This window comes from Streptomyces sp. S465, assembly GCF_026898115.1.
Classification (GTDB): Bacteria; Actinomycetota; Actinomycetes; order Streptomycetales; family Streptomycetaceae; genus Streptomyces; species Streptomyces luomodiensis.
In genome coordinates, this window is record NZ_CP114036.1 from 6,594,863 (window position 1) to 6,621,663 (window position 26,801).

Consider the following 26,801-nt stretch of genomic DNA (forward strand, 5'->3'; position numbering starts at 1 on the left):
CGCCGGCCCGCGGAACGACCGCCCGTGAACGACTGCCCGTAACGGGGCGCACCCAAAGCCTTTCGCGTGGCGAGCGTGGGGAGCCATAGGATTGGGCCGAAACACTCCACACTCACCCTGAGGATCGCTGCATGCCTGGCATCACGCGCGAGGAGGTCGCCCACCTCGCCCGGCTGGCGCGTCTGGAGCTGAAGGCCGAAGAGCTCGACCACTTCGCCGGACAGCTGGACGACATCATCGGCGCGGTCGCCCGCGTCTCCGAGGTCGCCGACCAAGACGTTCCGCCGACCTCTCACCCGCTGCCGCTGACCAACGTCATGCGCTCGGACGAGGTCCGTCCGTCCCTGACCCCGCAGCAGGCGCTGGCCTGCGCCCCGGCCCAGGAGCAGCAGCGTTTCAAGGTGCCGCAGATCCTGGGGGAGGAGTGACCACCGTGACCGATCTGACCAGGCTCACCGCGGCCGAGATCGCCGCCAGGATCGCCTCCGGCGAGGTCACCGCCGTCGAGGTGACCGAGGCGCACCTGGCCCGTATCGAGGCCGTCGACGAGAAGGTGCACGCCTTCCTGCACGTGGACCGTGAGGGGGCGCTCGCCCAGGCGCGCGCCGTCGACGAGAAGCGGGAGCGCGGTGAGGAGCTGGGCCCGCTGGCCGGCGTTCCGCTCGCGCTGAAGGACATCTTCACCACCAAGGGGATCCCGACCACGGTCGGCTCCAAGATCCTCGAAGGGTGGATCCCGCCGTACGACGCGACGCTCACCAAGCGGCTGCGCGACGCGGACGTGGTCGTCCTCGGCAAGACCAACATGGACGAGTTCGCCATGGGGTCCTCGACCGAGAACAGCGCCTTCGGCCCCACCGGGAACCCCTGGGACCTCACCCGTATCCCCGGCGGCTCCGGCGGCGGCTCCTCCGCCTCGCTGGCCTCCTTCCAGGCCCCGCTCGCCATCGGCACCGACACCGGCGGCTCGATCCGCCAGCCGGCCGCCGTCACCGGCACGGTCGGGGTCAAGCCGACGTACGGCGCGGTCTCCCGCTACGGCATGGTGGCCTTCTCCTCCTCGCTCGACCAGGGCGGCCCCTGCGCCCGTACCGTGCTGGACGCGGCGCTGCTCCACGAGGTGATCGCCGGGCACGACCCGCTGGACTCCACCTCCATCGACGCGCCGGTCCCGGCGGTCGTCGAGGCCGCCCGCAACGGCAGTGTCCAGGGCATGCGCGTCGGTGTCGTCAAGGAGTTCGCGGGCGAGGGCTACCAGGCCGGTGTCATGCAGCGCTTCAACGAGTCGGTGGAGCTGCTGCGGGAGCTGGGCGCCGAGATCGTGGAGCTCTCCTGTCCGTCCTTCGACAAGGCGCTGGCCGCGTACTACCTGATCGCGCCGTCCGAGTGCTCCTCCAACCTGGCCCGCTTCGACGCCATGCGCTACGGCCTGCGGACCGGCGACGACGGCACGAAGTCCGCGGAGGAGGTCACCGCGCTCACCCGCGCGGAGGGCTTCGGCCCCGAGGTCAAGCGCCGGATCATGCTCGGCACCTACGCGCTCAGCTCCGGCTACTACGACGCGTACTACGGCTCCGCGCAGAAGGTCCGCACGTTGATCAAGCGTGACTTCGAGAAGGCGTTCGAGCAGGTCGACGTGGTGGTCTCGCCGACCACCCCGACCACCGCCTTCCCGATCGGCGAGCGCGCCGACGACCCGATGGCGATGTATCTGGCCGACCTCTGCACGATTCCCGCGAACCTCGCGGGGAACGCGGCCATGTCACTGCCCTGCGGTCTGGCGCCGGAGGACGGTCTGCCGGTCGGACTGCAGATCATCGCCCCCGCCATGGCCGACGACCGGCTCTACAAGGTCGGTGCCGCGGTCGAGGCCGCGCTCACCGCCAAGTGGGGCCACCCGCTGCTTGAGGAGGCACCGTCACTGTGAGCGACGCGCGCGCGGCCACCGGGCCGCAGATGATGTCGGAAGCCGCACCTCTGCGCCGCGCGGGCGGAGAAGCGAACGGAGAGACCCTGTGAGCGACGCGCGCGCGGCCACCGGGCCGCAGATGATGTCGGAAGCCGCACCTCTGCGCCGCGCGGGCGGAGAAGCGAACGGAGAGACCCTGTGAGCGACGCGCGCGCGGCCACCGGGCCGCAGATGACGTCGGAAGCCGCACCTCTGCGCCGCGCGGGCGGAGAAGCGAACGGAGAGACGCTGTGAGTGCGATCAAGAAGGCCAAGGGCTTCAAGAAGTCCAAGCCCGGCACCTACCTGTCCATCGCGACGTCGCTGTTCGGCGCGGTCAGCGTGGCCAAGCAGGTCAAGAAGGCCCGACTCGAGAACGACAAGCTACAGCTGGCCGACGCGGTGGTCTCGGCCGCCGCCATCGTCACCGGCGTCGCCCTGCTCGTCCGCGAGCTCAAGCGCATGGGCGACGACGACGTCCTCGCGGACTGAGAGGTTAGTTTTTCCGTGACCGTCACTGAACTGGTGTCGTACGAGGACGCCCTCGCCGCCTACGACCCCGTGATGGGGCTCGAGGTGCATGTCGAGCTCGGCACCAAGACCAAGATGTTCTGCGGGTGTGCCACCACGCTGGGCGCCGAGCCCAACGCGCAGACCTGCCCCACCTGCCTCGGCCTGCCCGGCTCGCTGCCGGTGGTCAACGCGACCGGCGTCGAGTCCGCCATCAAGATCGGACTCGCGCTGAACTGCGAGATCGCCGAATGGTGCCGCTTCGCCCGGAAGAACTACTTCTATCCGGACATGCCGAAGAACTTCCAGACCTCGCAGTACGACGAGCCGATCGCCTACAACGGCTATCTGGACGTCGAGGTCGACGGGGAGGTCTTCCGCGTCGAGATCGAGCGCGCCCACATGGAGGAGGACACCGGCAAGTCCACCCACGTGGGCGGCGCGACCGGCCGTATCCACGGTGCCTCGCACTCCCTCCTCGACTACAACCGGGCCGGTATCCCGCTGATCGAGATCGTCACCAAGCCGATCGTCGGCGCCGGGGACAAGGCCCCGGAGGTCGCCAAGGCCTACGTGACCGAGCTGCGCGAGCTCATCAAGGCGCTCGGAGTCTCCGAGGCGCGCATGGAGATGGGCCAGATGCGCTGCGATGTGAACCTGTCGCTGCGCCCGCAGGGCGCCGAGAAGTTCGGCACCCGCTCCGAGACCAAGAACGTCAACTCGCTGCGGTCGGTCGAGCGGGCGGTGCGCTTCGAGATCCAGCGCCACGCCGCGGTGCTGAGCGGCGGCGGCACGATCATCCAGGAGACCCGTCACTTCCACGAGGAGGACGGCTCCACGACCTCCGGCCGGGTCAAGGAGGAGGCCGAGGACTACCGCTACTTCCCCGAGCCGGACCTGGTGCCGATCGCCCCCTCCCGGGCGTGGGTGGAGGAGCTGCGCGCCGGGCTCCCGGAGCTGCCGCGGGTGCGCCGCAAGCGGCTGCGCGAGGAGTGGGGCCTGTCCCGGCACGAGATGCAGTCGGTGCTCAACGCGGGCGCGATCGACCTGATCACCGCCACCATCGACGAGGGTGCCCCGGCCGACCAGGCCCGTAAGTGGTGGATGGGCGAGCTGGCCCGCCGCGCCAACGAGGACGGTGTGGAGCTCGCCTCGCTGCCGATCACTCCGGCGCAGGTCGCCCGGGTGTGCGCGCTGGTCAAGGAGGGTTCGCTCAACGACAAGCTGGCCCGTCAGACGATCGAGGGCGTCCTCGCGGGCGAGGGCGACCCGGACGAGGTCGTCGCCAAGCGCGGACTGAAGGTCGTCTCGGACGAGGGCGCGCTGGGCGCCGCGGTCGACGAGGCCATCGCGGCCAACGCGGCCATCGCCGACAAGATCCGCGGCGGCAAGGTCGCGGCGGCGGGTGCGCTGGTCGGCGCGGTCATGAAGGCCACACGCGGCCAGGCGGACGCGGCGCGGGTGCGTGAGCTGATCCTGGAGAAGCTGGGCGTCGAGGGCTGATCAGCCGTCCGTACGGCGGCGGGGTGTGCCAGGTGCACGCCCCGCCGCCGTCGTTCGTCCGGGCCCCGGTCACAGCAGCAGCGGCTCCAGGTGCGGGACCTCGAACCCCTCGTCGTCGAAGGGGTACAGCGGCCGGGCGAGGCGCCGGTGGCCGAGGCGGGCCAGATCCTGGTCGACCCCGCCGGGGGTGAGCGCGAGCCGCCAGTCCGCCGCCAGGTCGTACAGTTCGGGCTCCGGATAGCCGATCTTGACGACGACGAGGTCGTAGCCGCGCGGGTCCAGCTCCCCGAAGTCTGCCAGGGTGTGGAACGGTTTGCGGCGGCTGACCAGCACCGCCGTGACGCCCCCGTGCCGCACCGCCGCGAGGTCCCCGCCGACCGGGTCGTCCCGGCGCAGGGCGACCACCTCGCCGGTCAGCTCGCAGGGCTCGGCGTGGTCCGCCGTCCCCCGGCTGATCCCGCCGCCGACGGACAGCCGGACCGTGGCGCCCGGCCCGGCGGCGAAGCACTCCGCGACCGCCGCCGGATCGGTGATCCCGAGGTGCAGGGCGGTGGCGCGGCCGGCGGCCAGATCCTCGTTGGCCAGCAGCCGCCCGAGCATATAGGCCAGGTCCCCGGCGCCCCCGGCCGTGGGGTTGTCGCCCGAGTCGCTGATCAGGAACGGGCGGGCGGCGGAGGCGACGGCCTCGGCGACGCACTCGTCGGCGCCCCCGGTGGGGCCGACGAAGGCGAAGTCACGGCGCATCTCCCAGTACTCGCGGGCGAGCGAACGCGTCTGCTCGACCGCGAGCACGGGGTCGTCGCCGGTCACCACCACGGCCGCCCGGCAGCGCGGCTCGTCGGCCCAGGCGTAGCCCACCCACATCGCCGCGTCCACGACGCCGTCCATCGCCTCCACGGCGGCCAGCCGCCCGTACAGCGACTTGGCGGGCTCCAGGCGGGTGCTGGTCCGCTCGCCGGGCAGCAGCACCGGGATCTGCACCCAGGCCAGATGCGGGCGGCCCTTGCCGGAGGCCAGACGCTCCACGAGCTTGCGGGCGGCGCGCTCACGGGTCTCCCAGGCATCCTCGTGCGGGGCGAGGCGGTGGGCGGTGATCAGGTCGAGCCGGCCGGCGAAGCGGCGGGAGACATTGCCGTGCGGATCCATGGCGGCGGAGATCAGCGCCTCCGGCCCGATCGCCTCCCGTACGGCCTCGGTCAGATCGCCCTCGGCGTCCTCCATACCCACCACGCTCATCGCGCCGTGGACGTCGTACACCAGCCCGTCCAGCGGCCCGGCCGCCCGCAGCCGCTCGATCAGCTCGCCCTTGATCCGGTCGTAGGCGCCGGGCTCGACCGGGCCGCCGGGGAGCGAGACGGCGTGGAGGATGGGCACCCACTCCACCCGCCCAGCGAGATCGCCGTCCGGGCGCGCCCAGGCGTAGCGGTCCAGCAGCTCGGCGCCGCGGGTGATGCGGAAGTCGTCGTAGCCGGTGCGGTGCGGGCTGAAGGTACTGGACTCGATGTGCATACCGCCGATGCCGATGCGCGGGCGGCGGCCTCGGGACGCGATGGAGGTCATGCTCTCCCTCTGGGTCATGCTCTCCGACTTCCCGCACATTCATGGAGTGAAGTCCACAAAGGGGGTAAAGGGAATTTTCCGCTGGTACGGAGTGCACCGACGTCCCGGGGCTGATACGGCACGGTCGACGGTGCCCTGACGGTGCCCTAAGGACCCTCCCCGGGCTTCCTCGGCCGTGCCGGTACGGCGCCTAAGGCCCTGGGCCGAGCGGAGATCGGGCAGCCTCCCGATGTGCCGGACCCTCCTGGGCGGCGAGGGTGGACGCATTCCACGAAACCGTCGCCACCAGGGAGAACGCCATGTTGCACCACGAGTTGCACCGCATCCGCGAGGCCGAGCTGCTGCGTGAGGCCGCTGCCCACCGGCTGGGCCGGGAGGCGGCGGTGGAGCCCGGCGGCCGGTCGGCGGACGACTTCGCAGGACGGGTGAGCCCGGCCCCGCGGTGGCGCGGCCGTCGCGCACAGCGGTCCTACCGCACGGCGGCCTGACCGCGGCCGGGGAGTGCCGCTCAGCGTGAGCACCGTAAGGACGGCCGCCGCGACAACGGGCGCCGTAAGGGTGGATGCCGGGGGAGCGGGCGCTGGGGGAGCGGGCGCCGGGAAGGCGGGTGGTGCCGGGGACACCGGGGCCCGAAAAGCCGGTGCAGCCGGGGCGGGGCCCTGTGCGATGCTCGTCGACGTGCACACCACGTCTGTCAGCCCGGTGTTCGTCGGCCGCGCCGAGGAGTTGGCCACCCTCAGGGACGCGCTCGCCCGCGCCACCGCGGGCGAGCCCCAGGTGCTGCTGGTGGGCGGGGAGGCGGGGGTCGGCAAGACCCGGCTCGTCGACGAGTTCCTGGCCTCGGCCGTGGCCGAAGGGGCCGTCGCGGCGGTCGGCGGCTGCGTGGAAATCGGCGCCGACGGTCTGCCGTTCGCGCCCGTGTCCACCGTGCTGCGCTCACTGCGCCGCACGCTCGGCCCCGAGCTGGACGGGGCCGCCGCCGGCCAGGAGGGCGAACTGGCCAGGCTGCTCCCCGAGTTGGGCGAGACCGCCCGCGCGTCCCACGACGGGGACGGCCGGGCCCGGCTGTTCGAGCTCACCGTCCGGCTGCTGGAGCGGCTGGCCGCGGAGCGCACCCTCGTCGTCGCCATCGAGGATCTGCACTGGGCCGACCGCTCCACCCGCGAACTCCTCGGCTATCTCTTCCGCTCGCTGCTCAGCGCCCGGCTGCTGGTCGTGGCCACCTACCGCTCCGACGACATCCACCGCCGCCATCCGCTGCGCCCCTTCCTCGCCGAGGTGGACCGGATGCGCGAGGTGCGGCGCATCGAGCTCCGCCGCTTCACCCGGGGCGAGGTGCACGCCCAGCTCACCGGGATCAACGGGGCCGAGCCCGAGCGCGACCTGGTCGACCGGATCTTCGAGCGCAGCGACGGCAACGCCTTCTTCGTCGAGGAGATCGCCCGCTCCCTCAACGAGGGCTGCGGCACCGGGCTCAGCGAATCGCTGCGCGATCTGCTGCTGGTGCGGGTCGAGGCGCTGCCCGAGGAAGCCCAGCGGGTGGTGCGGATCCTCGCCGAGGGCGGCTCCTCCGTGGAGTACGCACTGCTGCGCGCGGTCGCCCGGCTCGGCGAGGACGAGCTGATCGACGCCCTGCGCTCGGCCGTGGGCGCCAACATCCTGCGCCCCACGGCCGACGACAGCGGCTACCGCTTCCGGCACTCGCTGGTGCGCGAGGCCGTGGTGGACGATCTGCTGCCCGGTGAGCGCTTCCGGATCAACCGCCGCTTCGCCGAGGCCCTGGAGGCCGAGCCCGTGCTGGTGCGGGCCGACGAGCGGGCCGCCCGGCTGGCCAGCTACTGGTACCACGCGCGGGACCCCGCCAAGGCCCTCCCCGCCGTGCTCAGGGCGTCCGTCGAGGCACGGCGGCGGTACGCCCACGCGGAGCAGCTGCGGCTGCTGGAGCGGGCCATGGAGCTGTGGGAGGACGCCCCCGAGGAGATACGGGAGGCGCAGCGCCCCCTGGACCACGCGGAGGCGTACCCCGCCTGCGGCTGTGCGGACCAGGCGCTGCGCCGGCTCGATCTGCTGGCCGAGGTGGTGGTGGCCGCGCGGCTGTCCGGGCAGCGGGAGCGGGCGCTGGCCGTCAGCAAGCGGGCGCTGCGGGCCCTGCACCGAAGCGGTGACGACCCGCTGCGGGCCGCCTGGTTCTGGACCCAGCGATCCGGGCTGATGACGGGCCTGGCGCGGGGCGACGGCTGGGCGGAGCTGAGCCGCGCCCAGGAGCTGGTGCGGGGACTGCCGCCGTCCCCCGTGCACGCCGAGGTCATGGCGCAGGTGGCGGGCTGGACGATGACCCACCGGCCCGGCCCGGAGGGACTGGCCGCCGCCGAACGGGCGGTGGAACTGGCCCGGATGGTGGGCGCCGAGAGCACGGAGCTGAACGCCCGGCTGACGCTGGCCTACTTCATCGCGGACTCCGGAGACCCCGACCACGGGCTGGCCGAGATGCGCGAGGTGTGCGCCCAGGCCGTGGCGCTCGGCGACATCAGCGTCCTGGGCCGGTGCTACGTCAATCTTGCCTCGGCGCTGGAGGGGGTCGGCCGGTCGGCCGAGGCGGTGGAGACCGCCGAGGAGGGCGCCCTGATCCTGGACCGCGTCGGTCTGGTGGACTCCCGGGCCTGGGTGTACGGGAATCTGGCCGAGTCGCTGTTCGCCCTGGGCCGCTGGGACGAGGCGGAGGCGGCGGCCCTGAAGACCCGGCGGCTGGCCCTCGGCACCAAGCCGCGCGGCACCGCCGCCAGCCGGCTCGCCCAGCTCGCACTGGCCCGCGGCGAATGGGACACGGCGGAGCGCGAGCTGGCCGCCGCCCGCGAGCACTACGGCGCCCACAACACCGAACCGCAGTACACCCTCCAGGTCGCGGGGCACACCATCGAACTCGCGGCGGCGCGCGGCCGGATCCTGGAGGTCCGGGCCGTGCTGGACCAGGTCGTGGAGGCCGGCTTCCCGCCCGGGACGCAGCGCTACGCCTGGCCGCTGCTGTACGCGGCCACCGCCGCCGAGTCGGCCGCCCGCGGACTGCCCACCGCCGAGCCGGGCCGGGGCGAGGTGCTGGCCCGCATCCGCGCCGCCGCGAAGCGGGTGTCGCAGCCGGTGCCGGTATGGCGCGCCTACGCGGCGATGCTCCAGGCGGAACTGGAGCGCGCCGAGGGGCGGGACCGGCCCGACCTCTGGGCCGAGGCCACGGATGCCTTCGCGGCGCTGGACTGCCCGTATCCGCTGGCCCGTGCCCGCAACCGCTGGGCGGAGGCGCTGCTCGCCCCGGGCCGGGGCGCCACGGCCACGGCCCAGGCCGATCGCGAACACGCCGCCGAACTGCTCGCCCAGGCGCATGCCGTGACCGAGTGGCTGGGCGCCCGCCCGCTGCGCGAGGAGATCGAGCTGCTGGCCCGGCGCGCCCGGCTGCCCCTGGCCTCCGCCGCGAGCCGCGCCGCGCTCGACGCGCCCACGGCAGGCGCCCCCGCGCTGTCCCCGGCCCTGGGCTCCCCGGCGGGCTCCCCGGCCCCCGCCGCCGAACCCGCCGATCCGGCCGAGCAGCTGGGACTGACGCCCCGGGAGCGGGACGTGCTGCGGCTGGTCGCCGCGGGGCGCAGCAATCGCCAGATCGCCGAGAACCTGTTCATCTCCCCCAAGACGGCGAGCGTGCACGTCTCCAACATCCTGGCCAAACTGGGCGTCTCGGGTCGGGGCGAGGCGGCGGCCGTGGCCCACCGGCTACGGCTGGTCGACGGCCTGACCGACGGCGCGACGGCACGCTGACCGCTCACCTGAGGACGGACGGGCCGCCCGGGACGGACGGGCCACCCGGGACGGACAGGCCGCCCGGGACGGACGGGTCGCGCTAGGTAGGTGCGCGCTGTGCGAGCGCCGGCAGCTCCCCGGGTCAGCCGCCTTCGCGGGGCCGGATCACCACCCGGCCGGAGTCGAGGTCTATGGGGCCCTTCCCCGGGTCGTTGCTGCCCGTCTCGTCCAGCGTGAACTCCAGCCGGTTGCGCTCTTCCTCGGTGTGTTTGCGGCTGGGCGCGAACAGTTCCTCGATGAGGTTGAACATGACGACCCCCGTAGGCGTGCGACTGCCGCCAGTGTAGGCAGACTCTTCACAGAACGGGCACGCCGCGACATGTCCGGCGAACTCGGCGCCACGATTGGCCGGTTCGCCCGCCCTTCGGCCTCCTCAGCGGACCTCCAGCCGCAGGATGCGGTCGTCCTGCCCACCCGGCTTCCCACGTCCGTCGGTGTTGCTCGTCGTCAGCCACAGCCCCCCGTCGTCCGCCGCCACCACGCTGCGCAGCCGCCCGTACTTCCCGTCCAGGAACGACTGCGGCTTCGCCGTCGGCTTGTCGCCCTTCAGCGGGATGCGCCACAGCCGCTCACCGCGCAGCCCCGCCATCCAGATCGAGCCCTCGGCGAAGGCGATTCCGCTCGGCGACGCGTCCTTGGGCTTCCACTGCTCGACCGGGTCGACGAAGCTCTTCTCACCGGCCTTGCCCTCGGCCTTCGGCCAGCCGTAGTTCTTGCCCGGTTCGATCAGATTGAGCTCGTCCCAGGTGTCCTGGCCGAACTCGGAGGCCCACAGCCGCTTGTCCTCGTCCCAGGCCAGGCCCTGCACATTGCGGTGCCCCCAGGAGTAGACGGCCGACTCGGCGTCCGGATTGCGGGGCGCGGGCTCGCCGTCCGGGGTCATCCGCAGGATCTTGCCGCCCAAGGAGTCCGTGTCCTGGGCGAGCCCGCGGTCACCGCTCTCTCCCGTGCCCGCGTAGAGCATCTTGTCCGGACCGAAGGCGATCCGGCCGCCGTTGTGGATCGTGCCCTTGGGGATGCCCTTGAAGATCGTGTCCGGGGCGCCCAGCTGATCGCCCGCGGGACGCCTGTCGTCGTACATCATCCGGGCGATGCGGTTGTCCGAATCGGTGGTGAAGTACGCGTAGATCATATGGTCCGCGCCGAAGTCGGAGGAGACCGCCAGCCCCAGCAGCCCGCCCTCGCCGGCGGCGGAGACCCCCGGGACGGAGCCCACCTCGGTCTTCTTCCCCGTGTCCGCCGAGACCTTGAAGATCTTCCCGGTGTCACGCGAGGAGACCAGCAGATCCCCGCCGGGCAGCGCCGCGAGCCCCCAGGGGGAGTCGAGCTTCGTGGTGAGGGTGCGCACCACCTTCACCGAGCCCTTCGCGGGCGCCGCGGACTCTGTCGGCGAAGGCGTGCCCGCGTCGGACCTTTCGCTTCCCGACTTCGCGGGTGTGGAAGTCCGGCCGACCGGTCTGGTGATGCTGTCGCCGTCGGACGAGCAGCCGGCCACGAGCAAGACGGCGGCAGCGGCGAGAACAGAGGTGACGCGAGGACGTCGCACGGTCGGATTCCTCTCCATGAACACGTGTGCCGCGGCACGGCACTGATTCTTATACACCGCTGCCCCGCACCGGGTTCCCGTCCCCGGACCGAGCCCGGACCGGGCCCCGTTCCCCGCACCGGCCCCCAGCGCCACGACCTCAGCGCCACGATCCCGCCCCACGGCCCCGGCTTCCCCGCCCCACGGCCCCGGCTTCCCGGCCCCTCGGCCCCGGCCCCTCGGTCCCGGCCCCACGGCCCCAGCCCCACGGCCTCAGTCCCACGACCCCAGCGCCGTCGGCAGTTCCGCGATCTCCGCGAGGTCCTCGTGCGACAGCAGCACATCGGCCGCCGCGCAGTTCTCCGCCGCCCACCGCGCCCGCTTCGTCCCCGGCACCGGCACCACATGCGGCCCCTGCGCCAGCAGCCAGGCCAAGGCCACCTGCGCCGGGGTCACCGTGTCCCCGTGCCGCTGGGCGACCCGCCGCAGACCGGCCACGATCGGCTGGTTCGCGGCCATCATCTCCGCCGTGAACCGCGGATGCCGGGCCCGCATGTCGTCCGGCTCGAAGCCCTGCCCGGGGGTCAGCGTCCCGCTCAGGAAGCCGTTGCCGAGCGGCATCGCCGCCAGGAAGCCGACCCCGCGCGAGGCGCACCACGGCACCAGCGCCTCCAGCGCCTCGGGCGACCACACCGACAGCTCCGCCTGCACACAGCTGACCGGGAAGACCTGTTGGACCCGCTCCAGCTGGCGCACCGTGGCGTCGTGCATCCCGGCGCCCGCCCGCCGCTGCGCCCGTGCACCCACGGCGCACAGTCCCAGCGCCCGCACCTTCCCGGCCGCGACCAGCTCCGCCATCGCGCCCCAGGTCTCCTCTATCGGCACCTCCGGGTCGGCCCGGTGGAGCTGGTAGAGGTCGATCACATCGGTCTGGAGCCGGCGCAGCGAGGCGTCGCAGGCCCGTTTCACATAGCCGGGCCGCCCGTTGGCCACGATGTGCTGCTCACCCACCAGCAGTCCGCATTTGGTGGATACGAAGGCGTCCGCCCGTCGCTCCCTGAGCACCCGCCCCACCAGCAGCTCATTGGTGAAGGGGCCGTACATGTCGGCGGTGTCCAGCAGGCTCGCGCCCGAGTCGAGCGCGGCGTGCACGGCGCGCTCCGAGTGCTCGCCGCTGCGCTGCGAAGCGGTGTACGCCCAGCTCATCGGCATGCATCCAAGGCCGATCGCACCCACTTCGAGCGCCGCCGCTCCGAGTCTCCTGCGCTCCACCTGGCCTGACCCCTCCCGTTCCCTCGGACCCCAAACTAACCTCTGCCAACCCTGGGTGATCGCATAGCCTCCTGGCATGAGTGCAGACCACAGCGATACGCTCCGGCGCCACGACGCGACGCACGGTTCATCCGAGGCGCGTGACCTGGTGTGGCTGCCGATCCCGCCCGAGGAGATCGACGGCCTGCCCGACACCCTCGAATACGCCCACTGGGACGGCGGTCCCGACTTCCCCACCGACCCGGCGCGCTGCGCGTTCTACTGCGTCCCCTACATGAAGAAGCCGGAGGTGTGCACCCGCCCGCTGGCCGCCATGACCAACCTGCGGGTGGTGCAGACCCTCACCGCCGGAATAGACCACATCAAGCCCGCGCTGGCGGATCTCGCGCCCGGAGTGCGGCTGTGCAACGCGCGCGGGGTGCACGACGCGAGCACCGCCGAGCTCGCCCTCACCCTCATCCTGGCCTCGCTGCGCGGCATCCCCGACTTCGTCCGGAACCAGGACGCCGGGGAGTGGCGCTCCGGCTTCCGTCCCGCGCTCGCCGACAAGTCGGTACTGATCGTCGGCTACGGGGCCATCGGCAGCGCCATCGAGGACCGGCTTGTGCCATTTGAGTGCGAGCGGGTGGCGCGCGTCGCGCGCTCCCCGCGCACGACCGAGCGCGGCCCGGTGCATCCGATCGACGAACTGCCCCGACTGCTTCCGGAAGCCGATGTGGTGGTGCTGGTCACACCGCTCACCGAGGCCACCCGCGGTCTGGCCGGGGCGGACTTCCTGTCCCGGATGAAGGACGGGGCACTGCTGGTGAACGTCGCGCGTGGCGCGGTGGTGGACACCAAGGCCCTGCTCAGCGAGGTCGAGTCGGGTCGGCTGCGGGCCGCGCTCGATGTGACCGACCCCGAACCACTGCCCGCCGGGCATCCGCTGTGGCACGCTCCAGGAGTGCTCATCACCCCGCATGTGGGCGGCCCCTCGTCGGCGTTCCTCCCGCGTGCCAAGCGGCTCTTGCGGGACCAGCTGGACCGCTTCGCGCGCGGTGAGTCGCTGGAACATCTCGTCGCCACCACGGGGTAGACATGCCTCTGGCACCACATACAGGCACCGATTGACTTCACTCCGTATATACAACGCCGTAGTCGGTTACGGTGCGTAGATGGCCTATGTCCCTGAGTGACCAGTCTGGTGTATCGTCCCGAACGGGGGCTGCGCCACTGACCTGACGGCGTCAGCGATGGACCGGAACTCGAGGGGGGCGACGGGCGATGTGTGGCCGATGGACCGACAACCCGACGCAGCTCAGGCGTCAACCGCGACACTTCCGCGCAGCCGCGCGGTTCTCCGACTCGATGAGGCCCGCGGGGATAGCGCTCCCGGGGTTCCCGAGGCGTCAGCGGTCCGCCACGCAGTGGATGGCAGTCCGGTGAGCGCCTCCGGAGCGGTGCTCGCCCGGTCGTCGGTCTCCGGCGGCGCGGGGCTGTTGCCGCAAGTGGTCCTCGTCCTGGCCTGCGGCGGCTACGCGGCGGGCGCGGCCCTGGGCTGGGGCTCGTCCCGGCTGGCCCTGTTCATGGGCGACTTCGGGCTGAGCGCCGTCGCGTTCGCCGCCGCGGCGTCCTGTCTGTGGCACGGCCGGCGGCACGCCGGGCGGCTGCGCCCGGCGTGGCTCATGTTCGCGGTCTCCTCGGCCATGGCCGCGCTGGGGAACGCCGTATGGGGCTGGTACGAGGTGGTGCTCGGGCGCCCCGTGCCGACCCCCTCGGCCGCCGACTTCTGCTTCCTGCTCTTCGCCCCGCCCGCCATCGTCGGGATGCTGGTGCTCGCCAAGCGCCCGACGAGCCGGGCCCGGTGGATCTGTCTGGGCCTGGACGCCTGGCTGATCGCCGGATCGCTGGTCACGCTCTCCTGGAGCCTCGCCCTCGCCCACACCGGACAGTTCGGCGGGGACGGCGCCTCCGTGGCCCGCCGGGCCCTGGCGCTCGCCTATCCGCTGCTGGACATCGTGCTCGTCAGCATGGTGATCGTGCTGCACTTCCGGCGCTCGTCGGCCAACCGCTCCGCGATCAACACCGCGATCGCCGCCTTCGCGCTCACCGTGCTGTGCGACGCGCTGTTCACCTCGCCGCTGCTGCGCGAGCACTACCGCTCCGGGCAGATACTCGACGCCGGGTGGTTCGCCGGGTCCGCGCTGCTGGCCTACGCCCCGTGGGTGGCCCGCCGCGAGGCCGCCCAGAACCCGCCGCCGGCGCGCCGCTCCGCCCAGCAGAGCGTCCCCATCGCCGGCTCGCTCGCCGCACTCGCGCCCTATCTCGCCGCCGCCGTCTGCACCCTGGGGGTCCTGTTCAACGTGATGGACGGCCGGCCGATCGACGGGGTGGTGCTCCTCACCGCCTGCGCGGTCGTGCTCGCGCTCGTCGTCCGGCAGGCGATCATGCTGATGGACAACATCCGGCTCACCCAGGAACTGGCCCAGAAGGAGAACCACTTCCGCTCCCTGGTGCAGAGCTCCAGCGATGTGATCATGATCGCCGCGCCCACCGGGATCCTGCGCTACGTCAGCCCGGCCGCCTCCGGGGTCTACGGCCGTGACGCGGATGAGCTGGAGGGCTCCGAGCTGGCCTCCCTCATCCACCCCGAGGACCTCGGATCGGTGGTGCACGAGGTGCGCCGGTTCCTGGCCGCCTCACCGGGCGAGGAGCCCACCACCCGCATCGAATGCCGCTTCCGCTCCGGCTCCGGCGACTGGCTCAACGTGGAGTCGACGATCAACCGCCACCACGGCGGGCTGATCTTCAACAGCCGCGATGTCACCGAGCGGGTCCGGCTCCAGGCCCAGTTGCAGCACAATGCCGAGCACGACCCGCTCACCGACCTGCCCAACCGCGCGCTGTTCACCCGGCGGGTCCGGCACGCGGTCGCCGGCCGCCGCCGTACGGACGCGGGCACCGCCGTGCTCTTCATCGACCTCGACGGCTTCAAGGCGGTCAACGACACCGTCGGCCACCACGCCGGTGACGAACTGCTGGTGCAGGCCGCCCGCCGGCTCCAGGAGTCCGTCCGGTCCGGGTCCGGCGACTGCGCGGCCCGGCTCGGGGGCGACGAGTTCGCCGCTCTCATCGTCGGCGACGGCGCGGGGGACGAGGGCGCGCGCGAGCGGCGCATCATGGAGATCGCCGACCGGCTGCGGGTCCGGCTCTCCCAGCCCTACCGGGTCGAGGGCGGCACCGAGGTCCGCGTGGCCGCCAGCATCGGCGTCGCCTTCGCCGAGCCCGGGACCAGCCCCGGCGCCCTGATGCGCAACGCCGATCTGGCGATGTACCGCGCCAAGGCCGCGGGCAAGAACCGCGTCGAGCTGTACGCGCCGCAGATGCAGGCCGAGGTGGCGCGCCGGGCCGAGGTCGCCACCAGACTGCGCGCCGCCCTGCACGACGGGGAGTTCGTCCTGCTGCACCAGCCCGTCGTCGAGCTGACCAGCGGCCGGATCACCGCGGTCGCGGCGCAGGCCCGCTGGCGCTCGGCCCAGGGCATCCTGTTCACCCCCGCCGAGTTCCTCCGGGTCGCCGACAACGGCCGTGGCGGCGGCGAGGACACGACCCGCACCGCCGAGCTGGCCCACTGGATGCTGGAGGCGGCCGTGGAGCAGGCCGCCCAGCGGCGCCGCGACGGCCACCTCGTGCCGGTCTGCGTACGGCTCCCCGCGAGCCGGCTGGTGGACAAGTCGATGCCGCCCAAGGCCGTGGAGGCCCTGCTGACCCGCCATGGGCTGCCGTCCAGCGCGCTGATCCTGGAGCTGACCGACAGCGATCCACGCGTGCCGCTCGACGAGCTCGAGCACCGCCTCGGCGCGCTGCGCCGCCTGGGGGTGCGGATCGCCCTCGACGGCTTCGGCAGCGGCTATGCCGCGATCAGGGCGCTGCGCAGGCTCCCCATCGACGTACTGAAACTGGACCCCGGGCTGGTCGAGGGCGTGGTCGAGTCCTCACGGCTCCACAAGATCACCGCAGGGCTGCTGAGGATCGCCGGCGACCTCGGGATGCAGTCCATCGCCGAGGGGGTGGAGTTGCCCGAGCAGATCGTTACCCTGCGCGGTATGGGATGCACCCACGCCCAGGGGGCGGCCTTCAGCGGACCGCTCGATGAGCACCGGCTGCGCCGGGCGCTGCTGCGCGGCGGTTATCCGGTGCCGCGCTCGGAGCCCCCGCTGCTGGTCGGCGGCGGCGTCCTGCCGCTCCGGCACGGTGGCCACGGCGGACATGCCGGCCACGGGGGCCACGGCGGCTCCCATGGGCCGCGCCGTACGGAACCGCACACCCACCCGCCGACCCGCTCAAATACTGAGACGCCCGTCCCACCCACTTGACACCCGATATGCGCCGGGGGGAGGGTCGGAGCCATGCGCACCCGAATTCTCGTACTTGGACAGCGCGTCGGCTGAGCAGGGTTCCTTGAAACCCTGCGGACCCTCACCGGCGCGCTCCCCTCGCTTGCCTAACGGCACGAGGGGTTTTTTGTTGCACTGGCACTTGGTGCACCGTCCCGCACCGCCCTCTCCCTCCCGCACAGAACCTCATCTTCGAGAAGAGATTGCCGATGACCGAGCAGGCCTCCGGGTCCCATCATCCCCAGCCTCGGCCCCGTAGCGGCGGACCGCAGTCCGCCCCGGTCGAGCACGTCACGGGCGCTCAGTCCCTCATCCGCTCGCTCGAGGAAGTGGGTGCCGACACCGTCTTCGGCATCCCCGGCGGCACGATCCTCCCCGCCTACGACCCGATGATCGACTCCTCGAAGGTCCGGCACGTGCTCGTCCGCCATGAGCAGGGCGCGGGCCACGCCGCCACCGGCTACGCCCAGGCCACCGGCAAGGTCGGCGTCTGCATGGCGACCTCGGGCCCCGGAGCCACCAACCTGGTCACCCCCATCGCCGACGCCAACATGGACTCGGTCCCGATGGTCGCGATCACCGGCCAGGTGGCCTCCAAGGCCATCGGCACGGACGCCTTCCAGGAGGCGGACATCTGCGGCATCACCATGCCGATCACCAAGCACAACTTCCTGGTCACCAAGGCCGAGGACATCCCGCGCACGATCGCCGAGGCGTTCCACATCGCCTCCACCGGCCGCCCCGGCCCGGTCCTGGTCGACATCCCCAAGGACCTGCTGCAGGCGCAGACCACCTTCTCCTGGCCGCCGCAGACCGATCTGCCGGGCTACCGCCCGGTCACCAAGCCGCACGCCAAGCAGATCCGCGAGGCCGCCCGCCTGATCACCCAGGCCGAGCGCCCGGTGCTGTACGTCGGCGGCGGCGTGATCAAGGCCCAGGCCACCGCCGAGCTGAAGGTCCTGGCCGAGCTGACCGGCGCGCCGGTCACCACCACCCTGATGGCGCTGGGTGCCTTCCCCGACACCCACCACCTCCACCTGGGCATGCCGGGCATGCACGGCACCGTCGCCGCGGTCACCGCCCTCCAGAAGTCCGACCTGATCGTGGCGCTCGGCGCCCGCTTCGACGACCGCGTCACCGGCAAGCTCGACTCCTTCGCCCCGCACGCCAAGATCATCCACGCGGACATCGACCCGGCCGAGATCGGCAAGAACCGGGCCGCCGACGTGCCGATCGTCGGGGACGCCCGCGAGGTCCTCGCGGACCTGGTCGTCGCCGTCCAGGCCGAACACGACGCGGGCCGCACCGGTGACTACACCGGCTGGTGGGAGGACCTGAACCGGTGGCGGGAGACCTACCCGCTGGGCTTCGACCAGCCCGCCGACGGCAGCCTCTCCCCGCAGCAGGTCATCCAGCGGATCGGGCAGCTGGCGCCGGAGGACACGATCTTCACCGCGGGCGTCGGCCAGCACCAGATGTGGGCCGCCCACTTCATCGACTACGACACCCCCGCGACCTGGCTGAACTCCGGCGGCGCCGGCACCATGGGCTACGCCGTCCCGGCCGCCATGGGCGCCAAGGCGGGCGTCGGCGACCGTACGGTCTGGGCCATCGACGGTGACGGCTGCTTCCAGATGACCAACCAGGAGCTGGTCACCTGCGCGCTGAACAACATCCCGATCAAGGTCGCGATCATCAACAACGGCGCGCTGGGCATGGTCCGCCAGTGGCAGACCCTCTTCTACAACCAGCGCTACTCCAACACCGTGCTGCACTCGGGCCCCGACGCGGTCGGGCAGCCGAACGCGGGCACCCGCGTCCCCGACTTCGTGAAGCTCGCGGAGGCCATGGGCTGCGTCGGGCTGCGCTGCGAGGACCCGTCCGAGCTCGACGCCGTGATCGAGAAGGCCAACGCGATCAACGACCGCCCGGTGGTCGTGGACTTCATCGTCCACGAGGACGCCATGGTCTGGCCGATGGTCGCGGCCGGCACCTCCAACGACGAGATCCTGGCGGCGCGCGACACCCGCCCGGACTTCGGCGACGGCGAAGACGACTGAGGCCAGGACCGAGAGAGAGAAGAGACCGAGCCCATGTCCAAGCACACGCTCTCCGTCCTGGTGGAGAACACCCCCGGCATCCTCGCCCGGATCGCCGCCCTGTTCTCCCGCCGCGGCTTCAACATCGACTCGCTGGCCGTCGGCGTCACCGAGCACCCCGACATCTCCCGCATCACCATCGTGGTGAATGTCGAGGAGCTGCCGCTGGAGCAGGTCACCAAGCAGCTCAACAAGCTCGTCAACGTCCTGAAGATCGTCGAGCTGGAGGACGGCCAGGCGATCCAGCGGGAGCTGGTCCTGGCCAAGGTCCGCGCCGACAACGAGACCCGCTCCCAGATCGTCGAGATCGTCCAGCTGTTCCGCGCCAAGACCGTGGACGTCTCCCCGGAGGCCGTGACCATCGAGGCCACCGGCAGCAGCGACAAGCTCGAGGCCATGCTCAGGATGCTGGAACCGTACGGCATCAAGGAGCTGGTCCAGTCCGGCACCATCGCCATAGGGCGCGGTGCCCGCTCCATCACCGACCGGAGCCTGCGCGCGCTCGACCGGTCCGCCTGACCCTCCCGACCAGAGGGCGGTCCGGCGCGGGAGCCCGCGCCGGACCGTATGGCGAGACCCCGAAACCTTCACCCGCCCGCCCGTCATACGGTGGGACGCACAACCCACACACGAGGAGTTCCCGAAGTGGCCGAGCTGTTCTACGACGACGACGCCGACCTGTCCATCATCCAGGGCCGCAAGGTCGCCATCCTTGGCTACGGCAGCCAGGGGCACGCCCACGCGCTGTCGCTGCGCGACTCGGGCGTCGACGTCCGGGTCGGTCTGCACGAGGGCTCCAAGTCCAAGGCGAAGGCCGAGGAGCAGGGCCTGCGCGTGGTCACCCCGGCCGAGGCGTCCGCCGAGGCCGACGTGATCATGATCCTGGTCCCGGACCCGATCCAGGCCAAGGTCTACGAGGAGTCCGTGAAGGACAACCTGAAGGACGGCGACGCGCTGTTCTTCGGGCACGGCCTCAACATCCGTTTCGACTTCATCAAGCCCCCGGCCAACGTGGACGTCTGCATGGTCGCCCCCAAGGGCCCGGGCCACCTGGTGCGCCGCCAGTACGAGGAGGGCCGCGGCGTGCCGTGCATCGCGGCCGTCGAGCAGGACGCCAGCGGCAACGCCTTCCCGCTGGCCCTGTCGTACGCCAAGGGCATCGGCGGCACCCGCGCCGGCGTCATCAAGACCACCTTCACCGAGGAGACCGAGACCGACCTCTTCGGTGAGCAGGCGGTCCTGTGCGGCGGCACCGCGGCGCTGGTCAAGGCCGGGTTCGAGACCCTGGTCGAGGCCGGTTACCAGCCGGAGATCGCGTACTTCGAGTGCCTCCACGAGCTCAAGCTGATCGTGGACCTGATGTACGAGGGCGGCCTGGAGAAGATGCGCTGGTCGATCTCCGAGACCGCCGAGTGGGGCGACTACATCTCCGGTCCGCGGATCATCAACGACTCCACCAAGGCCGAGATGAAGAAGATCCTCGGTGAGATCCAGGACGGCACCTTCGCCAAGAACTGGATGGCGGAGTACAACGCCGGCCTGCCGAAGTACAACGAGCTGAAGAAGGCCGACGAGAACCACCTGCTGGAGACCACCGGCAAGGAGCTGCGCAAGCTCATGAGCTGGGTCGACGAGGAGGCGTAAGCGCGCCTGGCGGCGCGGCGGCCGCGCCCCGGGTGCGGTGGGGGTTCCGCGAACCCCCACCGCACCCGGTTCGCGCTTTGTCCATCGCGCACCACCACGTGCGGGTGATCCAGCCGCATCGGCGCATGACGCAGGCCCGAACGCCACTACACTCATCAACAGCAAGCGCGTCAGGCTCACAGCGTCGTGCGTCTTCCACGCGGCTGACCCCTTCACCGCCAGCGGCCGTCGGGACGGCCGTCCGCTGAGGACTAGTGAGGACTGAAGACCACGTGAGCACTGCTTCCACTGGTAAACCCGTCGTACTCATCGCCGAAGAGCTCTCTCCGGCGACGGTTGATGCCCTGGGCCCGGATTTCGAGATCCGGAACTGCAACGGCGCGGACCGAGCCGAGCTGCTTCCCGCCATCGCCGATGTGGACGCGATCCTCGTCCGCAGCGCGACCAAGGTCGACGCCGAGGCCATCGCCGCGGCGAAGAAGCTGAAGGTGGTCGCTCGCGCGGGCGTCGGCCTGGACAATGTGGACGTCTCGGCCGCCACCAAGGCGGGCGTCATGGTCGTCAACGCGCCGACGTCCAACATCGTCACCGCCGCCGAGCTCGCCTGCGGTCTGCTGGTGGCCACGGCCCGGAACATCCCGCAGGCCAATGCCGCGCTGAAGAACGGCGAGTGGAAGCGCAGCAAGTACACCGGTGTGGAGCTGAGCGAGAAGACCCTTGGCGTCGTCGGCCTCGGCCGCATCGGCGTCCTGGTGGCTCAGCGGATGTCCGCGTTCGGCATGAAGGTCGTCGCGTACGACCCGTATGTGCAGCCCGCGCGGGCCGCGCAGATGGGCGTGAAGCTGCTCTCGCTGGACGAGCTGCTCCAGGTCTCGGACTTCATCACGGTCCACCTCCCCAAGACCCCCGAGACGGTCGGCCTGATCGGCGACGAGGCGCTGCACAAGGTCAAGCCGGAGGTCCGGATCGTCAACGCCGCGCGCGGCGGGATCGTGGACGAGCAGGCGCTGGCCGCCGCCCTCAAGGAGGGCCGGGTGGCCGGGGCCGGGCTGGACGTCTTCTCCAAGGAGCCGTGTACCGACTCCCCGCTGTTCGAGTTCGACAATGTGGTGGTCACCCCGCACCTGGGCGCCTCCACCGGTGAGGCCCAGGAGAAGGCGGGTATCGCGGTCGCCCGCTCGGTGCGGCTGGCGCTGGCCGGCGAGCTGGTCCCGGACGCGGTGAACGTCCAGGGCGGTGTCATCGCCGAGGACGTACGCCCCGGGCTGCCGCTGGCCGAGAAGCTGGGGCGGATCTTCACCGCGCTCGCGGGCGAGGTCGCGGTCCGCCTCGATGTCGAGGTGTACGGCGAGATCACCCAGCACGACGTCAAGGTGCTGGAGCTGTCGGCGCTCAAGGGCGTCTTCGAGGACATCGTCGACGAGACCGTGTCGTATGTGAACGCCCCGCTGTTCGCGCAGGAGCGCGGTGTCGAGGTGCGGCTCACCACCAGCTCGGAGTCGACCGAGCACCGCAATGTGGTGACCGTGCGCGGCACCCTCGCGGACGGCGAGGAGGTCTCGATCTCCGGCACGCTGGCCGGCCCCAAGCACCAGCAGAAGATCGTCGCGGTCGGCGAGTACGACGTGGATCTGGCGCTCGCCGACCACATGGCCTTCCTCCGCTACACCGACCGCCCCGGTGTGGTCGGCACGCTCGGCCGCATCCTGGGCGAGGCGGGGATCAACATCGCGGGCATGCAGGTCTCGCGGGCGGTCGCGGGCGGTGCCGCGCTGGTGGCGCTCACCGTGGACGACACGATTCCGCAGCCCGTGCTCACTGAGATCGCCGAGGAGATCGGCGCCACCTCGGCCCGCTCGGTCAATCTGGTCTGAGATCCGGTCTGACACTGGTCCGAGACCCGGTCTGATCCGGTCTGATCCAGTCTGAGACTGGTCCGAGCCGCGTAGGCAGTCACCCACCTGGGCCCGGCCCCCCGCTTCGGCGGGAGGCCGGGCCCAGGTCTTTGTATGCCGAGGCGACAGCCCTGCCGAGGGGGCTCGGAGACTATTTCATCGAGTGTTGAATAAAGCGCGTCGGCTCGCTACGCTCAGAGCTATATGGAGAAAATTTCTCCATATAGCTGTCCTATGCGCTGTCAGGAGAGCCCCGTGTCCGCAGACACCGACGCCACCGCCGACTCCTCGGCCCCCATGCGCGCCGACGCGCGGCGCAACCGGGAGCAGATCCTGCGCGCCGCCCGCGAGGTCTTCGCCGATCAGGGGCCGGACGCCCCGCTGGACGAGATAGCCCGGCGCGCCGGGGTGGGCATCGCCACCCTCTACCGCCGGTTTCCGCGCCGCGCCGATCTGCACCGAGGGGTCGCCGTCGAGGTCCTGACCGCGCTGGGCGAGGCCGCGCACCGAGCCGCCGCCGAGGAGCACGATCCTTACCTGGCGCTGCGCCGCTTCATGCACGCCGCCCTCGACCTCAAGATCGGCTCGGTGATGCCCTCGCTGCTGGGCCGTTTCACCGTCGACGACATCCTCGACGGCGTCCCGGGCGACGCCGTCGACCCGGTCGACGCGCTGCTCGTCCGCGCCCAGGCCCAGGGGCGGATCCGGCTCGATGTGGTCTTGGGCGACATCACGCTGATGATCGTCCGGCTGTCGCGGCCGCTGCCCGGTGGCGGCCGGTTCTCCGCCGACGACGCCCTCGCCCACCGTCAGCTGGACGTCTACATCGACGGCCTGCGCCCCACCGGCTCCCCACGGCCCACCACTGAGCTCGGCGGCCCGGCCGTCGACGCCGTGGCGTTCAAGCGCTTCCGGGAGCAAATGATCGGCGAGGCGTACGACGCCCAGGCCGACGACGACTGACCTCCCTCTCCGCCCGCCTTCGGGAAGACCCAGAAAGGCATCGCCATGTCCCAGTCCCAGCCCTCAGACGTGCCGCCCGGGGCGAACCCCCGGCGCTGGCTCGCGCTCGTCGTCATCGGCCTGGCCCAGCTGATGATCGTCCTCGACATCACCATCGTGAACATCGCCCTGCCGTCGGCCCAGAAGGACCTCGGCATCTCCGACGGCGACCGGCAGTGGGTCATCACCGCCTACACCCTGGCGTTCGGCAGTCTGCTGCTGCTCGGCGGCCGGATCGCGGACTACACCGGCCGCAGGCGCACCTTCCTCATCGGCCTGGCGGGCTTCGCCGGGGCCTCCGCGCTCGGCGGCACCGCCCCCGGCTTCGAGGTGCTGCTCTCGGCCCGCGCCCTCCAGGGCGCGTTCGCCGCGCTGCTCGCCCCCTCGGCGCTGTCGCTGCTCGCGGTGAGTTTCACCGAGGCTCGTGAGCGCGCCAAGGCGTTCGGCATCTTCGGCGCGATCGCGGCGGGCGGCGGTGCGATCGGTCTGGTCGTCGGCGGACTGCTGACCGAGTACCTCGACTGGCGCTGGTGCCTGTACGTCAATGTGCCGATCGCCGTCGTCGCCGCGCTCGGCTGGTCCGTGCTGCCCGGCGACGCCCGTGCCGAGGGCCGGGCCCGCTTCGACATCCCCGGCGTGCTGCTGGCGGTGTGCGGGCTGGTGGCGGTGGTCTACGGATGCAGCGAGGCCGAGTCCGAGGGCTGGGGCTCCCGGCTGGTGACCGGGCTGCTCATCCTGGGCGCGGTCCTGCTCTTCGCCTTCGTCATGGTGGAGCGGAGCGTGGCGCGGCCGCTGCTGCCGCCGCGCGTGATCGGGGACCGCACCCGCGGCAGCGCCTATCTGGCGGTCGGCCTCTCGGTGGTCGGCATGTTCGCGATGTTCCTCTTCCTCACGTACTACATGCAGCTCGTCAAGGGGTACTCGGCGCTGCTCACCGGGGTGGCGTTCCTGCCGATGACCGGGGCGGTGCTGGTCGGCGCGGGCGGAGTCGCCTCGCGCCTCATCCCCAAGGTGCCGCCGCGCCTGCTGGTGGTGCCCGGTCTGCTGATCACGGCCACCGGTGTCGCCCTGCTGGTGCCCCTGGACGTCGACAGCTCGTACGCGGCGGGGGTGCTGCCCGCCGAGCTCCTGGTCGGCTTCGGCATGGGCCTGGTGATGGCGCCCTCCATGAACTACGCGACCCACGGGGTGGGGGAGGGGGACGCGGGCGTCGCCTCCGCCACCGTCAACACCGCGCAGCAGATCGGCGGATCGATCGGTACGGCGATGCTCAACACCATCGCCACCAGCGCGACCTCCGACTACATGGCCTCGCACGCCGGACTGCCGACACGGCGGACCGCCAAGGCCGGTCTGGTCGAAGGCTTCTCGGACGCGTTCGTCGTCTCGTCCTCGATCCTCGTGGGCGCCGCGGTGGTCGTGGCGCTGCTGATGAACACTCCGCGCCCGGTACGGAAGCCGGGTGCGGACAGCGGCACCCCGGTCCCCGCGCACCTGGGCTGACGGCCGCGGTCCGCGTTCCGGCGGCCCTCCGCTCCACGACCGGAGCGGAGGGCCTGTGCCCAGGGCGCGGAAAGCGGTCGGCCCGTGTCAATGCCGGGAGGCGCCGCCACTCGTGTGGGTGGCGTCCCCGGCGTTCCTGCCCGCTACCCTTGGTCACGCGGCCAGAATCCCGTCCATGGGAGGAACCATGACTGCTGAACCGCTTCCGGCCTGGGCGTTTCCGCCCCCGGGCGGATTCACCGCAGACGATCTTGACCGCATGCCGGAGCTCCCGCCGCACACTGAGCTGATCGACGGGAGCCTCGTCTTCGTGAGCCCGCAGAGGCGTTTTCATTCGCTGGTCATGTACTTGCTGGAGAAGGGACTCTGGGCATCGGTACCTGAGTCACTCCGGGTCTGTCGCGAGATGACCATCGCCCTCGACAAGCGCAACCGGCCCGAGCCCGATATCTCCGTCCTACGCGCCGAGGCCCTATCCGCTGAGGCGCGTGAGACGGGTTATGACGCGGCCGACGCCGTGCTCGTGGTGGAGGTTGTGTCGCCCGAGTCGGAGTCACGTGACCGCAAGCGCAAGCCGCAGCTCTACGCCGAGGCGGGGATTCCGCACTTCTGGCTGGTCGAGCAGGGTGCGGGCCGCCGTCCGGTCGTCCAGGTCTTCGAGCTGAACACGGTGACGCGCACGTATGTGCCGACCGGCATCTACCACGAGCGGCTCAAGCTTCCGGTCCCGTTCACCATCGACATCGACCTGACCGAGATCGACCACTTGTGAGCCGGGAGCGCGTCTCTCAGCCCGCCAGCTCGTACGCGTAATCCGGTGAGAACGTGCCCGCCGCGCCCGCGCAGCCGTCCAGTTCGCCGGGCGGTTTGATCCACAGGTAGGCGTCGATGGCGGGGTCGCCGGTGTTGGCCGTCGGGTTCTCGCCGACCTTGCGGCCGTGGGGATCGCACCAGGTGTTGTCGGAGGCGGGGCCGTTGCCGTTGCGGCTGGTGTCGATGACGGCGGTGAGCCCCGAGGAGGTGCCGAGCTGGGTGAGCACGCTCTTGGCGAAGGCCACCTCGTCCGTCGTGCGGCGGAAGTTGGAGACATTGCTGTAGATGCCGTCGCCGCTGGTCAGCACGCCGGCCGAGCGGAGCCGTGACGCCTGGACGGCGGCGCTGTTCCAAGCGGAGTGGCCGGCGTCGAAGTAGACCCGGGCGTTGGGGTTCGCGCTGTGGATGGCGGTGGCGGCGCGGGCCAGCGAGGCGTAGCGGCCGCTCAGCTCGGAGGACGACAGACAGCTGATGAGCGCTATCGAGTCGGGTTCGAGGATGACGACGACGGGCCCGCTGCCCAGCCCGGCGGCGAAGCCGCGCACCCATGCGTCATAGCTCGCGAGGTCGGGGGCGCCGCCCGCGGAGGCCCCGCCGCAGTCGCGGTTGGGGATCTGATACGTCACCAGCACGGGGGTCTCGCCCTTGGCGGAGGCGGCGGAGGTGACCTCACGGACGTCCTCGGTGACGGTGGTGGGGGTGTACCGGGAGAACCACACCGCCTGGGGCTGACTGGCGATCCGCGAGGCGATGCGCGGCTGTCGGGAGTCACCCGGATTGGCCGCGACCCACTTGTTGACCTGCGATTCGGGGTCGTTGAAGAAGCGTGTGCCGCCCGGCAGTTCGCCCGCGACGGCCTGTGGTGTGTGGGCCGCGCCGATCAGGAAGGCGGCGGCGAGCCCGGCCGCCGCTAACGCTCTGGTGATGCGCACGGTGCGTCACTCCTCTCGCGTGGGGCTGCTCAGTCCATTGGCCGCCGTCCCTGGCCGCCGTCCTCTGGTTGCCGCCGGGTGGGAGATGGTTGCCGCCGTTCGACGGAAATTCGACGCGCGCGGCCCCGGTGCGCCGTACCGGGGCGGGGTCGCCGTGCGGCGTCCGGGTGTCCGCGGTGGCCGTGCGGCGTCCGGGTGCGTGCGGTCGCCATGCGGGGTACCGACGCGTGACGCCGCCGTGCGGCGCATCGAGTCCGTGTGGCTACCGTGCGCCGTATGGACGCATGGGGTCATCGTGTGCCGTACCGAGTGCGCGCGGCCACTCTGGTTCGTACGGACGCGTGCGGACACGACGCGGTGCACCGCGCGCGTACGGC

At 71.7% G+C, this 26,801-nt stretch carries 20 protein-coding genes; 15 read left to right on the forward strand and 5 right to left on the reverse strand.

Annotated features, from left to right (window positions below; all coding sequences use genetic code 11):
• Positions 1–131: 131 nt before the first annotated feature.
• The 4 genes from gatC to gatB all read left to right on the forward strand — a co-directional run bounded on the left by gatC (position 132) and on the right by gatB (position 3,960).
• Positions 132–428, forward strand: coding sequence for an Asp-tRNA(Asn)/Glu-tRNA(Gln) amidotransferase subunit GatC (gatC, locus tag N6H00_RS27965; protein ID WP_268974584.1), 297 nt, complete (start codon positions 132–134; stop codon positions 426–428).
• 5 nt (positions 429–433) lie between these two features.
• The gene (gene gatA / locus N6H00_RS27970) at positions 434–1,927 is read left to right on the forward strand and encodes an Asp-tRNA(Asn)/Glu-tRNA(Gln) amidotransferase subunit GatA (protein WP_268974585.1); all 1,494 of its coding nucleotides are present in this window, start codon (positions 434–436) and stop codon (positions 1,925–1,927) included.
• Between the two features lie 272 nt (positions 1,928–2,199).
• Positions 2,200–2,439 carry a hypothetical protein gene (locus N6H00_RS27975; RefSeq protein WP_268974586.1) on the forward strand — a complete coding sequence of 80 codons (240 nt, stop codon included), beginning with the start codon at positions 2,200–2,202 and terminating at the stop codon, positions 2,437–2,439.
• A 15-nt stretch (positions 2,440–2,454) separates the two neighbouring features.
• Positions 2,455–3,960: an Asp-tRNA(Asn)/Glu-tRNA(Gln) amidotransferase subunit GatB gene (gatB, locus tag N6H00_RS27980; protein WP_268974587.1), complete on the forward strand. Its 1,506-nt coding sequence runs from the start codon at positions 2,455–2,457 to the stop codon at positions 3,958–3,960.
• Between the two features lie 69 nt (positions 3,961–4,029).
• On the opposite strand, the gene N6H00_RS27985 is transcribed toward gatB, so the two are convergent.
• Positions 4,030–5,520, reverse strand: coding sequence for a M81 family metallopeptidase (locus N6H00_RS27985; RefSeq protein ID WP_268974588.1), 1,491 nt, complete (start codon positions 5,518–5,520; stop codon positions 4,030–4,032).
• Positions 5,521–5,819: 299 nt separating this feature from the next.
• Between N6H00_RS27985 and N6H00_RS27990 the strand changes: the two genes are divergently transcribed.
• Together N6H00_RS27990 and N6H00_RS27995 are read left to right on the forward strand one after the other, a co-directional pair.
• Positions 5,820–6,008, forward strand: coding sequence for a hypothetical protein (locus N6H00_RS27990; RefSeq protein WP_268974589.1), 189 nt, complete (start codon positions 5,820–5,822; stop codon positions 6,006–6,008).
• A gap of 178 nt (positions 6,009–6,186) precedes the next feature.
• Positions 6,187–9,321 (forward strand): helix-turn-helix transcriptional regulator, encoded by a 3,135-nt coding sequence (locus tag N6H00_RS27995; protein ID WP_268974590.1) that lies wholly within the window; start codon positions 6,187–6,189, stop codon positions 9,319–9,321.
• A 124-nt stretch (positions 9,322–9,445) separates the two neighbouring features.
• On the opposite strand, the gene N6H00_RS28000 is transcribed toward N6H00_RS27995, so the two are convergent.
• The 3 genes from N6H00_RS28000 to N6H00_RS28010 all read right to left on the reverse strand — a co-directional run bounded on the left by N6H00_RS28000 (position 9,446) and on the right by N6H00_RS28010 (position 12,160).
• Complete coding sequence (locus N6H00_RS28000) at positions 9,446–9,613, reverse strand: DUF6191 domain-containing protein (RefSeq protein ID WP_268974591.1); 168 nt, start codon at positions 9,611–9,613, stop codon at positions 9,446–9,448.
• 123 nt (positions 9,614–9,736) lie between these two features.
• Positions 9,737–10,927, reverse strand: coding sequence for a PQQ-dependent sugar dehydrogenase (locus N6H00_RS28005; RefSeq protein WP_268974592.1), 1,191 nt, complete (start codon positions 10,925–10,927; stop codon positions 9,737–9,739).
• 234 nt (positions 10,928–11,161) lie between these two features.
• Entirely contained in the window at positions 11,162–12,160 is a 999-nt protein-coding gene (locus tag N6H00_RS28010) for an aldo/keto reductase (RefSeq protein WP_268974593.1), read from the reverse strand.
• A gap of 76 nt (positions 12,161–12,236) precedes the next feature.
• On the opposite strand from N6H00_RS28010, the gene N6H00_RS28015 reads away from it, so the two are divergent.
• From N6H00_RS28015 to N6H00_RS28055, 9 genes are all read left to right on the forward strand, one after another.
• Positions 12,237–13,235 carry a 2-hydroxyacid dehydrogenase gene (locus tag N6H00_RS28015; RefSeq protein WP_268974594.1) on the forward strand — a complete coding sequence of 333 codons (999 nt, stop codon included), beginning with the start codon at positions 12,237–12,239 and terminating at the stop codon, positions 13,233–13,235.
• A gap of 346 nt (positions 13,236–13,581) precedes the next feature.
• On the forward strand, positions 13,582–16,515 hold the full coding sequence (locus tag N6H00_RS28020) for a putative bifunctional diguanylate cyclase/phosphodiesterase (RefSeq protein ID WP_268974595.1): 2,934 nt from the start codon (positions 13,582–13,584) through the stop codon (positions 16,513–16,515).
• Positions 16,516–16,745: 230 nt separating this feature from the next.
• Positions 16,746–18,596: an acetolactate synthase large subunit gene (locus N6H00_RS28025; RefSeq protein WP_268974596.1), complete on the forward strand. Its 1,851-nt coding sequence runs from the start codon at positions 16,746–16,748 to the stop codon at positions 18,594–18,596.
• A 33-nt stretch (positions 18,597–18,629) separates the two neighbouring features.
• Positions 18,630–19,154, forward strand: a complete 525-nt coding sequence (gene ilvN, locus N6H00_RS28030) for an acetolactate synthase small subunit (protein ID WP_030823522.1) — start codon at positions 18,630–18,632, stop codon at positions 19,152–19,154.
• 126 nt (positions 19,155–19,280) lie between these two features.
• On the forward strand, positions 19,281–20,279 hold the full coding sequence (ilvC, locus tag N6H00_RS28035; protein ID WP_268974597.1) for a ketol-acid reductoisomerase: 999 nt from the start codon (positions 19,281–19,283) through the stop codon (positions 20,277–20,279).
• A 272-nt stretch (positions 20,280–20,551) separates the two neighbouring features.
• The gene (gene serA / locus N6H00_RS28040) at positions 20,552–22,153 is read left to right on the forward strand and encodes a phosphoglycerate dehydrogenase (protein ID WP_268974598.1); all 1,602 of its coding nucleotides are present in this window, start codon (positions 20,552–20,554) and stop codon (positions 22,151–22,153) included.
• A 276-nt stretch (positions 22,154–22,429) separates the two neighbouring features.
• Positions 22,430–23,137 (forward strand): TetR/AcrR family transcriptional regulator, encoded by a 708-nt coding sequence (locus N6H00_RS28045; protein ID WP_268974599.1) that lies wholly within the window; start codon positions 22,430–22,432, stop codon positions 23,135–23,137.
• 45 nt (positions 23,138–23,182) lie between these two features.
• On the forward strand, positions 23,183–24,679 hold the full coding sequence (locus N6H00_RS28050) for an MFS transporter (protein WP_268974600.1): 1,497 nt from the start codon (positions 23,183–23,185) through the stop codon (positions 24,677–24,679).
• A 187-nt stretch (positions 24,680–24,866) separates the two neighbouring features.
• Positions 24,867–25,451, forward strand: coding sequence for a Uma2 family endonuclease (locus N6H00_RS28055; RefSeq protein WP_268974601.1), 585 nt, complete (start codon positions 24,867–24,869; stop codon positions 25,449–25,451).
• A 16-nt stretch (positions 25,452–25,467) separates the two neighbouring features.
• Here the strand turns inward: N6H00_RS28055 and N6H00_RS28060 are convergent, their stop codons facing one another.
• The gene (locus N6H00_RS28060) at positions 25,468–26,424 is read right to left on the reverse strand and encodes a glycoside hydrolase family 6 protein (RefSeq protein ID WP_268974602.1); all 957 of its coding nucleotides are present in this window, start codon (positions 26,422–26,424) and stop codon (positions 25,468–25,470) included.
• Between the last annotated feature and the right edge of the window lie 377 nt (positions 26,425–26,801).

Bases quoted from the DNA above. Each gene is read 5' to 3' on its own strand.
- N6H00_RS28055 (WP_268974601.1), top strand. From the start codon at position 24,867: ATGACTGCTGAACCGCTTCCGGCCTGGGCGTTTCCGCCCCCGGGCGGA.
- gatC (WP_268974584.1), top strand. From the start codon at position 132: ATGCCTGGCATCACGCGCGAGGAGGTCGCCCACCTCGCCCGGCTGGCG.
- N6H00_RS28015 (WP_268974594.1), top strand. From the start codon at position 12,237: ATGAGTGCAGACCACAGCGATACGCTCCGGCGCCACGACGCGACGCAC.
- N6H00_RS27995 (WP_268974590.1), top strand. From the start codon at position 6,187: ATGCTCGTCGACGTGCACACCACGTCTGTCAGCCCGGTGTTCGTCGGC.
- N6H00_RS28000 (WP_268974591.1), bottom strand. From the start codon at position 9,613: ATGTTCAACCTCATCGAGGAACTGTTCGCGCCCAGCCGCAAACACACC.
- N6H00_RS27985 (WP_268974588.1), bottom strand. From the start codon at position 5,520: ATGACCTCCATCGCGTCCCGAGGCCGCCGCCCGCGCATCGGCATCGGC.
- N6H00_RS28005 (WP_268974592.1), bottom strand. From the start codon at position 10,927: ATGGAGAGGAATCCGACCGTGCGACGTCCTCGCGTCACCTCTGTTCTC.
- ilvN (WP_030823522.1), top strand. From the start codon at position 18,630: ATGTCCAAGCACACGCTCTCCGTCCTGGTGGAGAACACCCCCGGCATC.
- N6H00_RS28025 (WP_268974596.1), top strand. From the start codon at position 16,746: ATGACCGAGCAGGCCTCCGGGTCCCATCATCCCCAGCCTCGGCCCCGT.
- N6H00_RS28050 (WP_268974600.1), top strand. From the start codon at position 23,183: ATGTCCCAGTCCCAGCCCTCAGACGTGCCGCCCGGGGCGAACCCCCGG.
- N6H00_RS27990 (WP_268974589.1), top strand. From the start codon at position 5,820: ATGTTGCACCACGAGTTGCACCGCATCCGCGAGGCCGAGCTGCTGCGT.